At 68.5% G+C, this 13,146-nt stretch carries 11 protein-coding genes and 1 pseudogene; 11 read left to right on the top strand and 1 reads right to left on the bottom strand.

Annotated features, from left to right (window positions below; genetic code table 11):
• Nucleotides 1-51: 51 nt before the first annotated feature.
• The 3 genes from CGL27_RS09800 (at nucleotide 52) to CGL27_RS09790 (ending at nucleotide 4,825) form a co-directional block, all read left to right on the top strand.
• Nucleotides 52-948, top strand: coding sequence for a LysR family transcriptional regulator (locus CGL27_RS09800; protein ID WP_119985990.1), 897 nt, complete (start codon nucleotides 52-54; stop codon nucleotides 946-948).
• A 207-nt stretch (nucleotides 949-1,155) separates the two neighbouring features.
• Nucleotides 1,156-2,988, top strand: coding sequence for a hypothetical protein (locus CGL27_RS09795; protein WP_119985988.1), 1,833 nt, complete (start codon nucleotides 1,156-1,158; stop codon nucleotides 2,986-2,988).
• A gap of 133 nt (nucleotides 2,989-3,121) precedes the next feature.
• Entirely contained in the window at nucleotides 3,122-4,825 is a 1,704-nt protein-coding gene (locus tag CGL27_RS09790; RefSeq protein WP_119985987.1) for an IS1182 family transposase, read from the top strand.
• A 176-nt stretch (nucleotides 4,826-5,001) separates the two neighbouring features.
• Here the strand turns inward: CGL27_RS09790 and CGL27_RS09780 are convergent, their stop codons facing one another.
• Nucleotides 5,002-5,211, bottom strand: a complete 210-nt coding sequence (locus CGL27_RS09780; protein WP_205587654.1) for a hypothetical protein — start codon at nucleotides 5,209-5,211, stop codon at nucleotides 5,002-5,004.
• A 474-nt stretch (nucleotides 5,212-5,685) separates the two neighbouring features.
• Here CGL27_RS09780 and CGL27_RS50870 point away from each other — a divergent pair, with 474 nt between their 5' ends.
• From CGL27_RS50870 to CGL27_RS09735, 8 genes and pseudogenes are all read left to right on the top strand, one after another.
• The gene (locus tag CGL27_RS50870; protein ID WP_205587653.1) at nucleotides 5,686-6,192 is read left to right on the top strand and encodes a hypothetical protein; all 507 of its coding nucleotides are present in this window, start codon (nucleotides 5,686-5,688) and stop codon (nucleotides 6,190-6,192) included.
• A pseudogene (locus tag CGL27_RS51730) lies at nucleotides 6,126-6,392 on the top strand (flagellar motor protein MotB); the annotation flags it as partial. The gene CGL27_RS50870 and the pseudogene CGL27_RS51730, both read left to right, overlap by 67 nt.
• A 597-nt stretch (nucleotides 6,393-6,989) precedes the next feature.
• Nucleotides 6,990-8,222 carry a helix-turn-helix transcriptional regulator gene (locus tag CGL27_RS09760; RefSeq protein WP_162952932.1) on the top strand — a complete coding sequence of 411 codons (1,233 nt, stop codon included), beginning with the start codon at nucleotides 6,990-6,992 and terminating at the stop codon, nucleotides 8,220-8,222.
• 93 nt (nucleotides 8,223-8,315) lie between these two features.
• Nucleotides 8,316-9,680 (top strand): crotonyl-CoA carboxylase/reductase, encoded by a 1,365-nt coding sequence (gene ccrA / locus CGL27_RS09755; RefSeq protein ID WP_203348562.1) that lies wholly within the window; start codon nucleotides 8,316-8,318, stop codon nucleotides 9,678-9,680.
• 131 nt (nucleotides 9,681-9,811) lie between these two features.
• A complete protein-coding gene (locus CGL27_RS09750; RefSeq protein WP_078644685.1) occupies nucleotides 9,812-10,672 on the top strand; it encodes a 3-hydroxyacyl-CoA dehydrogenase family protein in 861 nt (286 codons plus the stop codon).
• Nucleotides 10,669-10,938 (top strand): acyl carrier protein, encoded by a 270-nt coding sequence (locus tag CGL27_RS09745; protein WP_119985981.1) that lies wholly within the window; start codon nucleotides 10,669-10,671, stop codon nucleotides 10,936-10,938. Before CGL27_RS09750 ends, CGL27_RS09745 begins: the two co-directional genes overlap by 4 nt.
• Entirely contained in the window at nucleotides 10,931-12,046 is a 1,116-nt protein-coding gene (locus CGL27_RS09740) for an acyl-CoA dehydrogenase family protein (protein WP_119985979.1), read from the top strand. Before CGL27_RS09745 ends, CGL27_RS09740 begins: the two co-directional genes overlap by 8 nt.
• Nucleotides 12,043-13,104, top strand: a complete 1,062-nt coding sequence (locus tag CGL27_RS09735) for an HAD-IIIC family phosphatase (protein ID WP_119985977.1) — start codon at nucleotides 12,043-12,045, stop codon at nucleotides 13,102-13,104. Before CGL27_RS09740 ends, CGL27_RS09735 begins: the two co-directional genes overlap by 4 nt.
• Nucleotides 13,105-13,146 lie beyond the last annotated feature (42 nt).

Below are 13,146 nucleotides of genomic sequence, written 5' to 3'. Positions count from 1 at the left end.
TTTGAGGCATGAAGGTGTCGTGCCTCCACCGTCTCCCGAGGGGCCACCGCCATGGAACTCCGAGTGCTGCGCTACTTCCTGACCATCGTGGAGACCGGTTCCGTCACCAAGGCTGCCGAGGTGGTCCGCGTCGCCCAGCCCTCGCTGTCGCGCCAGCTGCGCGGCCTGGAAGCGACCTTGGGGATGACGCTCTTCGACCGCGGCGGCAAGCAGATGGTCCTGACGGCGGCCGGCCAGCGCTTCCTTCCCCTGGCCCGCGACCTGGTCGCCCGCGCGGATGCCGCCGAGGCCGCAGTCGGTGCGCTGGCTGCCGGTCGTGCCATGCGGATCACCGTGGCGGCGCCGCCCACCACCATCACCGACGTGATCGCGCCGTTCCTGGCCACCTGGGGGCCGGAGGATCCGCTCGTCACCGTGCAGGTGGAGAGTCCGGCACGTGCGTACCAGGCCCTTGCGAGGGGCGCCGATGTAGCCATCTCCTCGGCACCTCCGAGGCGCCGTTTCGCCGGGCTCCCGGTGGCCCGCCTGCCGCTGTGGGCCTACGTCCGTGCCGACCATGCCTGGGCGGACCGGGACCGCGTCACCATCAGGGAACTTGCCGCGGAGCCCCTCATCGTCCTCACCCCGGCGCACGGCACCCGCCGCATCCTGGACCATGCCGTGCAGGATGCGGACGCCTCGTACGACATCGTGCTCGAATGCGACACCCCGCACGTCGCACAGGCCATGGCGGCTTCGGGCCATGGTGTCGCGGTGGTCTCCGACGATCCCCGCTTCGACCTGCACCCGCTGCTGATCCTCGACAGCACGGGCGAACCGCTGCAGATCCACCTGCACGCGGCGTGGGACGCCGGCCACTATGCGCTGCGCAGCATCGAGGCATTCGCGGCCGGGTTGTCACGCTTTTGTGTCGAGCGGTACGGGCCACAGGTCGCCGCCCTTCTATGAACTGCAGCGACGACTACAGACCACGGCCCTCACCACGACGCGAAGCGTGATCGCTCTGCCGCCCGACGGCCGACAGGCCCCTGAGAGCTGGAGGTATGCCTGGCGGGCAGCCTGACCAGATCGGGCAGGCATTGGACCGCGGCCCCGGCGCACCTCACCATGCGGCGATATCCCGCATCAGCTGCCAGCCCGAGAGGACCTCCGACCATGCCGAGACCGTTCCATACCCGACGGCTACGCCGTGCCGCTGCCGTCGCCGCCGTGTTCGCGGGGCTGTTCGCCGTCCCGCCACCGACGATGGCGGCGCCCGCCGCAACCGCACCCATACCGGGTGATCCGCTCACCGGAAGCGGTGCGGTGAACCGGACCCAGCTCACCGCCGCCCAGCTCACCGGGGGCAGTGCCGAGGACACCGTGCCCGACAGCGCCTTCGCCCTGCCGGCGCAAGCGGCGCCACCCACCCACAGCTTCGAAGGCACCCTCACCCTCGACGGCCTCTCCACCGCCGGAGGATTCCGCGTACTGAAAGACCCGGACGGATACGCAGACGCGGCAGCGACCCGGCATCTGCCGCCGGTCGACATCGCGCTTGTGCAGAACGGCAGCCACCTCGTTCCGGCGAAGCGCGGGTTGCAGTACACGGGGAACCAGGCGTGGAACCTGGCGGTGGGGCCCGGCCGCGCGTGGAACGAGGACGGCGACGGCCAACGCACGCGCGCCTCACTGCCGTTCGCGCTCGTCGAGCGCAACGCCAACTGCGTGCACAACGGCGCCCTGACGTTCCTCTTCGACGCCACATCGATCTCCGAAGTCCACTACCAGATCACCACGGAGACCTGCGAGTACTTCCAGTTCGACATGTGGGGCCAGGTACCGGCCCACTACCGGCCCGGCCCCGTCGACGGCGCCGAGAACCTGCGCGCCGCCTACGCCTCCGAGGTCGGGGACCGCCTCCCGACCAAGCCCATCTCGGCACTGGCCACCGACTACCCGGACAGCGGGGTGGACGTGGCGAAGTTCGCCTCCGGCATCACGCCGTCCGCGCTGAGCACCTTCGGCTTCTACTACGGCGGAGTCCACTACGTGGGCAACTGTCGCACCCGACAAGGGAATTACCCGTTCTGCGGCCAGATGCTGCTGCCCTCGTACTCGACCGCGAAGTCGGCGTTCGCGGGAACAGCCATGCTGCGTCTGGCGCAGCGCTACGGCCCGGCCGTGGCCCAGCAGAAGCTCTCCGACCGCATCCCCGAGACCGCCGGCAACACTGCCTGGAGCGGCGTCACCCTCGACCACACCCTCGACATGGCCACCGGGAACTACACCTCGCCCGGCTATGAGACCGACGAATCGGGCAGCACCATGGCGAACTTCTTCGCGGCCGAGCCCTACGCCGACAAGATGCGACTCGCCCTGTCGTTCCCACATAAGGCCAAGCCCGGCAGCAAGTGGGTGTACCACACCTCGGACATGTTCCTCGCCACCCGCGCGATGAACAACTACCTGCAGGACAAGGCCGGTTCGGGCGCCGACATCTTCAACATGCTCCGCGACGACGTGCTCAAGCCCATCGGCGTCGGGCCCGACTCCCTCGTCTCCTCCCGCACCGACAACAGCCCTGGCGGGGTGCCCTTCGGTGGCTACGGCATGTTCTGGACGCAGGACTCCGTCGCCAAGTTCGCGAAATTCCTCAACAATGACCACGGCGCCGTCAACGGCACGCAGCTGCTCGACCCGACTCTGCTCGCGGCCACCATGCAACGCACACCGCAGGACCGGGGCATGACCACCACCGGCACCAAGCCCATGAAGTACCAGAACGGCTTCTGGGGACGGGAGTTCACCTCCGCCGACAACCCCGCCTACACCAGCCCCTTCTACGTACCGTTCATGTCGGGGTACGGAGGCATCACCGTCGCGATGATGCCGAACGGCGCCACCTACTACTACTTCAGCGACAACAACGAATTCAGCTGGAACACCGCCGTCGCCGAAGCCGCCAAGCTGGCGCCCATGCCCGACGCGGCAGTTACTGCGAGGTAGACCCCATCGAACGCTGTCCGATCCTGTTGCCCATTTGCCGTTTGTGCTGGTCGGGGTGTTGATTGTTGCGGCAGGCTGGTCTGGTGGCCGGTCTTTCTCGTTCCCGGTCACGGAGCGGGAGGGGCCTGTGTCGATGGAGCCGCGGTCGTGGCCGGAGCCGGCGCCGGAGGTGGCGCGGGCGGTGCGGGCGAAGTACTCCGGCCGTCAGGTGCCGCTACCGGTCGCGGTACGTGATCGGCTCGGTGAGTTGTTCGCGGATGCCGAGTTCGCGGAAGCGTTCGCGGTTACGGGGCCGCGTGGCTGGTCACCGGGCCGCTTGGCATTGGTCACGGTGCTGCAGATGGCCGAGAACCTGACTGACCGGCAGGCTGCCGAGGCGGTGCGGGACAAACTCTCGTGGTCCTACGCGCTCGGACTGGGGCTGGAGGATCCCGGCTTCGACTTCAGTGTCCTCTCCCAGTTCCGCACCCGGGTTGCCGCCCATGGCCTGGAAGAGAGGGTGCTGGACTTGTTGGTGGCCAGGCTGGTCGAGCAGGGCCTGCTGGCCGCAGGAGGCAAGCAGCGCACGGACTCCACCCACGTGGTCGCGGCGGTGCGGGACCTGAACCGGCTGGAACTGGCCGGGGAGGCGGTTCGCGCCGCACTGGAAGCACTGACCTGCGCGGATCCGGACTGGGTCGCCCAGGCCGTGGACGTGGCCTCGTGGAGCAAGCGGTACGGACCGCGGGTGGACAGCTGGCGCCTGCCCACTTCCCGGGCCAAGCAGCAGAAACTGGCCGTGGACTTCGCCCGGGATGGCTTCGCCCTGCTGGGCGCGGTCTACCACTCCAGCTCTCCGGTCTGGCTGCGCGAGCTGCCCGCGGTGCAGGTCTTGCGGTGTGTGCTGCTGCAGAACTACACCCGCACCACCACCCGAGGCGGCCGCGAGGTCGTCAAGCGGTGGGAGAAGACCGACGAGGGCGGTGACGGCCGCCCGCCCGGCCACCTACGTCTGTCCTCGCCGTATGACACCGACGCCCGATGGTCCGCCAAACGCGACATGTTCTGGAACGGCTACAAACTCCACATCAGCGAAACCTGCACCTCCGCCCCCGAGAAGGCACGCACCCACCCGAACCTGATCACGAACATCGCCACCACCCACTCCACAGTGCCGGACAGCAAGACACTCAATGCCATTCACCACGCGCTCCAGCAACGCGGCCTGCTTCCCGATGAGCACTATCCCGACTCCGGCTACGCCACCGCCGAACTCATCCACGGCTCGGTGAAAACCTACGGAATCGCACTGATCACGCCGGTCCTGCCGGACACCTCCCGCCAGGCCAAAGCCCAGGCAGGCTTCGCCGCCACCGACTTCACCATCGACTGGGAAGCCGGGAAGGCCACCTGCCCCGCCGGACATACCAGCGCCACCTGGAACCCCGTCGTGAGCGAAGGTATCCCCAAGACCGTGGTCACCTTCGCCGCCCTCGACTGCATCCCCTGCCCCTTCAAACCCCAGTGCACCACCGCGAAGAAGAACCGCCGCCAACTCTCCCTCCACCCCAGACAGATGACCGAGGCACTCCGGCACACCCGAACCCGGCAGAAGACCAAGGGCTGGAACACCGACTACGCCTTACGTGCCGGCATCGAGGGCACCATCCGACAGGCCACCGCTGTCACCAGCACACGCCGCGCTCGCTACCGAGGCCTGGCGAAGACCCATCTCGAACACATCTACTCCGCCGTCGCACTCAACCTGATCCGCCTGAATGCCTGGTGGAACGACCGCCCCCTGGACCGCACCCGCACCAGCCACCTCACCCGACTCGAGCACACCCTCACCGCATAACCACAATGGGCAACAGGATCACTGCCCTTGCCGGAAACCTCGTCCGTGCAGGTCAGGCTGCATGTTGTGGACGGCATTGAAGAGGGTGGGGAACTTCCCGTCCCGGTCCCGGATCGTGAATTGTGCCCGGCAGCCGAGGTCTTCGAGGTCCATGACGAGGTTCTTCGCCGCTTGCGTTACCCAGGAGGCGGTGGCAGCAGCGCCGCCGGGAATGCCCGATCGCTGGGCGTGAACCGGATCTTGTCCTTGCCGAGTTGGCGTTCCGGCACGGTGATCTGGTGGCGCAGGGCGAGGATCTCCGCGTCCTTGTCCCGGTCGGTCATCGGCAGCAGGCGAAGCATCGCGAACGCGTTCGTCACACCTGGGTAAGCCAGTCGCAGCAGCACGGCCGATCATCATGACGCGTGGCCCACCGACTACGCGAGAGCGCCGACTCGAGCGACCGAGGTCGGCGACTGTGGAGCGCGGTGCAGGCCTCCGACCAGGGCGGATGACATTCTCGGCAAGCGCAACCCCTGCGGCCTGAGCCCAGGACCAGGCCGACGATTGAGAGAGCAAAGCGGCCACAGCCCGGCGGCGTCGGGAACAGGGCGCCACGGTGGCCGTCGAGGTGCTCCGGCTGACGTGCGAGAAGTGCGGGGCGGGCGACGGCCGACAGTGCAAGACGGCAAAGGGTTGGCCAGCCGACTCGGCGCACAGGGGAGGCCGCTCTATCGACCCCGGCGAACCGCGCTCCGCGTTGCTGCTGCTCAAGCACCTCGGCGTCATCTGAGGGCGACCGCGGCTCGCCCTGTCGAGGAGAACACGGCCCAGCACCGCCGCAGTTCCCGCTCGGACTCGGCACCGCGATCACGATGATGATGACCGAGCTCGGCGTGGGCGCCCCGGCCGCCGACGGCGACGTCCTCGCGCAGTGGGACGACATCCTCGCCGCGGCCGCGCCCGAACTCACCGGCCACGCAGGCGCGGTGGCGTTCGATGCGAACACCGGCCGCCTGGACGTCGTCCCCGACGCCCCGACCTACGGCACCAAGCTGCGCTGGAGCGCGCCGAAGCTGATCACGACGGCCAACACGAAGGTGCCGGACGTGAACGTGCACACCCTGCATGTCCTGCCGCCCGCACCCGGCGACGCTGGCTCCGCCTCTGCGCCCGCCGAGGCGGACCCGCGGCCAGTTTTCCCTGGTCACAGTCGTGTTAGCCGGATGTTAGCGGGACGGCGGCGTTACGGTAGCGGCCCCGGTCAGAGTTGTTGTCGTACCGAGCAGACCACGACATCGACCGCTCTGGGGGACCCGGAATGCGCTCCGACACCACTGCCCGCATCGCCCGCCGTCGCACCCTCCGCGTCGCCGCCGCGGTCCTGACCGCGGCCGCCGCCCTGACCCTGACGGCCTGCAACGGCTCGGACGCCGGCGACGCGAAGTCCGCGGGCCAGGCCGACACGGCCCCGGCCGGGTCCGGCGGCTCCGCTGGTTCTTCCGGCGGTGCGCAGGGTTCCGACGCCAAGGACAAGGGGGGCTCGGAGGCGGGCACCGTGGAGGATCAGTCGGGCGGTGGGCAGTCAACCCCGTGGTAACGGGAGCGGACGCATGATCAAGGAGTGGCGGCACCGTCGTGCCGTACAACGGTGCAGGCCCAGGGACGGGCGAGAGTTGAAGCGCTTCCGCTGGTGGCGGTTGCCTTTCCGCGCGCTGTTCCCCGGGCGAACCGACCGGCGATAGGTCCCATGACCCCCTCGAACGCCTCGCGCCAGCGGCCGGGATCCATGCTGTGACCTGCGGCCACCGTCTCTTCGTAAGTCCACACAACTCACGATGATCAGCGGTGGCCGCACCCGTTCCCGAGGCGCCCCCACCAGCAAGATCACGATCTACGGCTGTCGTATTAGATCATGAGATCCCTCTCTGTCGCGTGGAACAAGACCGATCACACAGGTAGCGGGAGATGAGAGGAGGGCGTACACGCGCCCCGAGAGACGGCCGACACATCAAGGTGACGCCCCGGGAGTTCAGCAGGCTACCCGGATACACATCGGAGGTTCGTAGTGGCCCTGAGCCATTCAATGATGCCCGAGCAAAGCCTTCCGGAGTCGTCCTCCGAGCGAGGTCGTTCTATAGCCCAATCAGCGTCTTTCTGGCTCGAAGGACGGCTTGGCAGGAGCATGGAGTTAGCCGCCGCCGCTTCGAAACGGGATGCGTCTGAGTTCCCCGGCCGTGACCCGTCGTTTGAGGCGAGCATCTGGTATGCGACGCTGCTGACACGCGTCCGCGGCCTCCGGTCCGCTGCACGGTTGCTCGCCGGCGTGCAGTCCGATGTCCAGGGACCGCACCGGCCGGAGGTGCAGGCCGCACTGCTGATCTGCGAGGCGGAGATCTCCCTGGCCGGGGGCCAGCTCACCAGGGCGGTGGCGGCTGCTGACGCGGGACTGCGGCTGGCGGCTCAGACTGGGAACTGTGGGCTCGTGCGGCGGGGACACGTGGCCATGGCCGTGTGCTCTATCCGCGCCTTGGACCTGACGACCGGATTGCTGTATGCCAACCACCTGCGGGACGCGGCGCTGCTCGGGCAGGAGAACCTCATCCCGGGGCAGAGTTTCTGGGCGGCTGCCCAGGCTCTGGAGGCTCGTGACGGCGTGGAGAGCGTGGCTCATCTCCTGAAGGGCGTTCTCTGTCACGACGTGCTCATCCGTGAGTTGTTGGTGTCTCAGCCGGCCGCGGCCCCCTGGCTGGTCAGGGCCGGACAGCGACTCGGCGATGACGATCTCGCCGGGCGCGTCGTCGGCGTCATGCACCGGCTCGCCGTGATGAACCGCTGTTTCCGCAGCGTCCGAGCGTCGGCCGAGCATGCCTCCGGGCTGTACGCACGCGATGCGGATGCCCTGGAGGCTGTGTCCGAGCGGCACTTGGATCCGTGGGCCCGCGCGTCCGCTTTGGAGGACGCGAGCCGGGTGCGTTCGGAGCGTGTCGCCGAACGCGGCCAGGCGGTGGACCTGCTCAGACGCGCGGCCGGCGCCTATCTGGGCGCGGGGGCCTCCAGGGATCTGGCGCGGGTGCAAAGCCGGCTGCGTGAACTCGACGACCACGGCGGCCGACCGGCCCGTAGCCGGACTCGGATCAGTCAGCTCACCGACACCGAGTTCGCGGTGGCCGAGCTCGTCAGCGAGGGCCTCACCAACAGCAGAGTGGGCAGCCAGCTCTATATCTCTCCGCACACGGTGGCGTTCCACCTCAAGAAGATCTTCCGCAAGCTCGACGTGACCTCCCGGGTAGAACTGGCCCGCTCCTGGAACCGGATCCTGGTGGAGGGGGGCGACGACCGGCTCGGCGAGTCCGGGGAAGGTCTTCCTCGTCCGGCCCATGGCCCGGAAGGCCGGGTAGCCGCTCTACCAACATGAGGGATGCTGTGGCGGCGGGTCCGCACGTAGCGTCCAGCGAGGGAAGCCGTGTTGTCCCTTTCCGCCGGCCCGGCCCGCCCTGGAAGGAACGCAGTGAAAGAAATCCTCGATGCCATCATGTCCGGTACGGCCACCAGTGAGGACTACGCGGCCCTGCCGTTACCCGAGCACTACCGGGGCGTCGTGTTGCTGGCCGAGGAGGCGGAGAAGTACGCCGGGGCCGAGGACACCTGCCGCAGCCCGAGCGACTCGCTGCATCTCTTCGACGTGCCCACACCGGAACCGGGGCCCGGCGAGGTGCTGGTGGCGGTCATGGCCAGCAGCATCAACTACAACACGGTGTGGAGCGCGCTCTTCGAGCCCATCCCGACCTTCCGCTTCCTGTCCCGGTACGCCCGCACCGCACCGGAGGCGGCCCGCCACGACCAGCCGTTCCACGTCGTCGGCTCGGACTTGTCCGGCGTCGTCTTGCGCGTCGGTGCCGGGGTTCACAAGTTCAAGCCGGGCTCCGAGGTGGTCGCGCACTGTCTCTCCGTCGAGCTGAACGACGCGGACGGTCATGGCGACAGCATGCTCGACCCCGAGCAGCGGATCTGGGGCTTCGAGACGAACTACGGCGGGCTGGCGGAGATCGCCCTTGTCAAGGCCAATCAGCTGATGCCCAAGCCGGCCCATCTCACGTGGGAGGAAGCGGCGTGCTCACAGCTGGTGAACTCGACCGCATACCGTCAGTTGGTCTCTCGCAACGGTGCTGCCATGAAGCAGGGCGACGTCGTGCTGATCTGGGGCGCGGCCGGCGGGCTCGGGTCGTACGCCACTCAGATCGTGCTCAACGGCGGAGGTATCCCCGTCTGCGTCGTCTCCAGTGAGGCCAAGGCCGACCTGGTCCGCTCGATGGGGGCCGAGATCGTCATCAACCGGTCGGCCGAGGGGTACCGCTTCTGGCGAGACGAGTCCACGCCCGACCCCAGGGAGTGGCGCCGCTTCGGGTCGCAGATCCGCGAGCTGACCGGCGGCGAGGACCCCGACATCGTCTTCGAGCACCCGGGCCGGGAGACCTTCGGCGCCAGCGTTTACGTGGCCCGGCGTGGCGGCATCATTGTGACCTGCGCTTCCACGTCCGGGTACGACCACGCATTCGACAACCGTTACCTGTGGATGAACCTCAAACGGGTGGTCGGCACCCACTTCGCCAACTATCGGGAGGCGTGGGAGGCCAACCGCCTCATCATCAAGGGAATGGTTCACCCCACGTTGTCCAGGTGCTACAGGCTGCACGAGACCGGTCGGGCGGTCGACGCCGTGCACCGTAACCAGCACAGCGGGAAGGTGGGTGTGCTCGCCCTCGCTCCCGAACGCGGCCTCGGGGTAACCGATCACGCCATGCGGGCGCGGCTGTTACCGCAGATCACCCGCTTCGAGGACGGTCACACAGATTGGCCAGGAGTCACTTCATGACCCATGAGCCCGTCCGGCGCGCTTGTGGTTCACGCGCTCACCCTCGCCGCGGAGTCCGGACGGTCCGGCCGACTGGCTGGACTCTGTCCTGCCCGGCACCATCCTGACCCCAAAGCGAGTAGGCGGCCGATATGCAGCAACCACACCACCACCTCGTCGTCCTCGGCGCTGGCGTCATGGGCGCGAGCATCGCGACCTTGGCTGTCGGCCACGGCGTCCCTGTCACCCTCATCGACGTGAACGACGCGAAACTCGCCGCCGCTGAGTCCAGGATCGCCGGGGAACTGCGCCTGGCCCGACTCATGGGGGCACTGCCCGAGCACGCCCCCGAGGTGACCGTGACCACCAGCGGCCACCTTGCCGACGCCGCCGGTGCCACCGCCGTCGTCGAGGCCGTCACGGAGGACGCGGACATCAAGGAGAAGGTCCTTGCTGAGGTCTCCGCCGTGGTGGCGCCCGGCACGGTCCTGGTGTCCAACACCTCCTCCATCCCCATCGACGAACTCGCTTCGGCGGCCGCACGTCCGGCGGAGGTCGTCGGCACCCATTTCATGAACCCGCCCTACCTGATCCGCACCGTGGAGGTGATCCGCGGCGCCCGCACCGGCGAGCAGGCCCTGGCTGCCATCCACTCCCTTCTCGGCGCGCTGCGTCGGCAGCCGGTCGTAGTGCGGGACGCGCCGGGATTCGTGACCAGCAGACTGCTCCATCCCATGATCAACAACGCCGCCCGCGTGGTTCAGGAGGGCACCGCGACCGTCGAGGATGTCGACACCCTCATGCAGGGCTGCCTCGGCCACGCCACCGGCCCGCTGCGCACCGCGGATCTCATCGGCATCGACAACCTTGTCGACTCACTCCGGGTGCTTCACGAGCGCACCGGGGACCCGGGCTGTCTGCCCTGCGACCTTCTCCTGGAGAAGGTGCGGGCCGGTGACATCGGCCGCAAGTCCGGCCGGGGCTTCTACACCTACCAGGGAGATATGTCGTGACCGTGTCACCGGAAAGCACCACCGAACAGGAACTCCTGGACTTTCTCCACAGCCGGACCAAGAAGGTGTGGCAGGAGGACGCCGACCTCTTCGCCTCCGGCGGTCTGTCCTCGCTCTTCGCGATGGAGCTCGTCGTACACCTGGAGAAGAGCTACGGCGTCTCGGTCCGCGGCAAGGATTTGAAGCTGGACAACTTTCGCACCGTCAGGAGCATGGTATCCCTGGTCCGCCGGCTCCAGGGCGCGTACGGAGACGCCGGTGAGTGATGAGTTCGCCGACGCGGCCGCCTTCGTCGCCGCCCTGGTCGGTGACCGGGCCGGAGGCTGGGACCTGGACGGCCTGATCCCTGAGCCGCTGCTGCGTGAACTCGGCGCGACGGGCCAACTGTGCGCCGGCGTCGCGACCGAGTACGGCGGCCCGGGCTGGAGCAGCCTCGCCGGCGGGGAGTTCACCGCGCACGTCGGCAGCCTGTGCAGCTCCCTGCGAAGCGTCATGACCTCCCAGGGCATGACCGCCTGGACCATCGAACGCCTCGGTACCACGGCCCAGTGCCGCGCCTATCTGCCCCGCCTGACCTCCGGCGAGCTCGCCGCCGTGGGCTTCAGCGAACTCGAGGCCGGCAGCGACCTTTCGGCCATCCGCACCACCATCCGCAGCGAGGGCGGCACCCTGGTCGTCGACGGTCACAAGGTCTGGGTAACCGCCGCCCACTACGCCGACCTGCTCGTCGTCTTCGGACGATACGGCGAGGGAGCCGCCGCCGTCGTGATCCCCGCCGACACGCCCGGTGTCCGGGTGCGAAGGGTCGCAGACCCGATGGGCTGCCGCGCCGCGGGCCACGCCGAAGTGACCCTGCAAGGAGTACGGATCCCCGCCGATCAGTTGCTCGGCGGCGACGGAACGTCCTTGCCGTTGCTCGTGACCACCGCCCTCGCGTACGGCCGTATCTCGGTCGCCTGGGGCTGTGTCGGCATCCTGCGCGCCTGTCTGGCAGCGGTCGCCTCCCACGCCACCGCGCGGCACCAGTTCGGCGTGCCACTCGCCTCCCACCAGCTCGTCGCGCGTCACGTCGCCGAGCTCTACATCGCCGAGCAGACCGCCACCCGCGCCTGCGAGCACGCGAGCCGCTGCTGGGACGACGGAACGCCCGACATGGTGAGCGCTACCGTGCTCGCCAAACACGTCAGCGCGGTGCAGGCCGCCCGCGGAGCCGCCATCGCCGTACAGGTCATGGCCTCGGCAGGCGCAAGGGACGGTCACGTGGTGGCCCGCGCCTACCGCGACGCCAAACTCATGGAGATCATCGAAGGCAGCAATGAGATGTGTGAACTGATGCTCGCGCAGCACGCGCTCGCCCCCATGGGAGCGTCATGAGCGGCGCCCCGGTCGTGAAGTGCCTGGTGTGGGACCTCGACAACACCCTGTGGAACGGCACCCTTCTGGAGGACGGCCAGGTCCTGCTGGACGACGGGATCCGCGCCGTGGTCACGGAACTCGACTCCCGCGGCATCCTGCAGTCGGTGTGCAGCCGCAACGACCACGACCAGGCGTGGGCCCGGTTGGAACAGCTCGGGATCGCCGAGTACTTCGTCCTGCCGGAGATCGGCTGGGGGCCCAAATCCAAGGCGGTGGAACGAATCGCGCAGCGCCTGAACTTCGCCCACGTCACCATCGCCTTCATCGACGACCAGCCGGCCGAACGCGCCGAGGTCACCTATCACCTGCCCGACGTCCGCTGCTATCCCGCCGACGCCGCCCGCACCCTTCCCGGCCTGGCCGAGTTCAGCCCTGCCGTCAGCACTGTGGACTCCCGGCGCCGCCGCGCCATGTATCAAGCCGCCGCCCGCAGGGACGCCGAACGGGACGCTTTCGAAGGACCCGACGAGGATTTCCTGCGCAGCCTGGAGCTTGTCATGGGAATCGGCCGGGCCACCCTGGAGGACCTCACCCGGGTCGAGGAACTGACGCAGCGCACCAGCCAGATGAATGCCACGGGCGTCCACTACTCCCACGACACCCTGCGTGCGCTGATGGCCGACCCCGCCCACGAAGTGCTGGTTACCACCCTCACCGACCGATTCGGGCCGCACGGCGCGGTCGGAGTGATCCTGCTGGAGAAGCACCCGGACCTGTGGCATCTGAAGCTGCTGGCGACCTCGTGCCGGGTGGTCTCCTTCGGCGCGGGATCGGTGATCCTGAACTGGCTGGTGGACCGGGCGTCCGCCGCCGGAGCACACGTGGTGGCCGACTTCCGGCGCACGGACCGTAACCGCATGATGGAGGTCGCCTACCGCTTCGCAGGCTTCGAGGAGTCACTCTGCTCCTGCGTCGAGGCCCTGGATGGCGCAGGCCGGGACGTCGAGCGGCTCCATCTCGTGGCCGATCCGAGACCGGCGCCGACCACGATGCGCCTGGAGACCTCCGGCGTGTGACCAATGTGCCTCGGGGCTGTGACGACATCGGTTGTCACAGCC

The sequence above is a fragment of the Streptomyces sp. 11-1-2 genome (assembly GCF_003595545.1).
Lineage (GTDB): Bacteria > Actinomycetota > Actinomycetes > Streptomycetales > Streptomycetaceae > Streptomyces > Streptomyces hygroscopicus_B.
This window is presented reverse-complemented; position numbering and strand designations above follow the sequence as displayed.

What these genes read in the sequence shown, in the direction of transcription:
- CGL27_RS09760 (WP_162952932.1), top strand. Translation starts at nt 6,990, where the DNA reads ATGGAGTTAGCCGCCGCCGCTTCGAAACGGGATGCGTCTGAGTTCCCC.
- CGL27_RS09790 (WP_119985987.1), top strand. Translation starts at nt 3,122, where the DNA reads ATGGAGCCGCGGTCGTGGCCGGAGCCGGCGCCGGAGGTGGCGCGGGCG.
- CGL27_RS09800 (WP_119985990.1), top strand. Translation starts at nt 52, where the DNA reads ATGGAACTCCGAGTGCTGCGCTACTTCCTGACCATCGTGGAGACCGGT.
- CGL27_RS09795 (WP_119985988.1), top strand. Translation starts at nt 1,156, where the DNA reads ATGCCGAGACCGTTCCATACCCGACGGCTACGCCGTGCCGCTGCCGTC.
- CGL27_RS09750 (WP_078644685.1), top strand. Translation starts at nt 9,812, where the DNA reads ATGCAGCAACCACACCACCACCTCGTCGTCCTCGGCGCTGGCGTCATG.
- CGL27_RS50870 (WP_205587653.1), top strand. Translation starts at nt 5,686, where the DNA reads ATGACCGAGCTCGGCGTGGGCGCCCCGGCCGCCGACGGCGACGTCCTC.
- CGL27_RS09735 (WP_119985977.1), top strand. Translation starts at nt 12,043, where the DNA reads ATGAGCGGCGCCCCGGTCGTGAAGTGCCTGGTGTGGGACCTCGACAAC.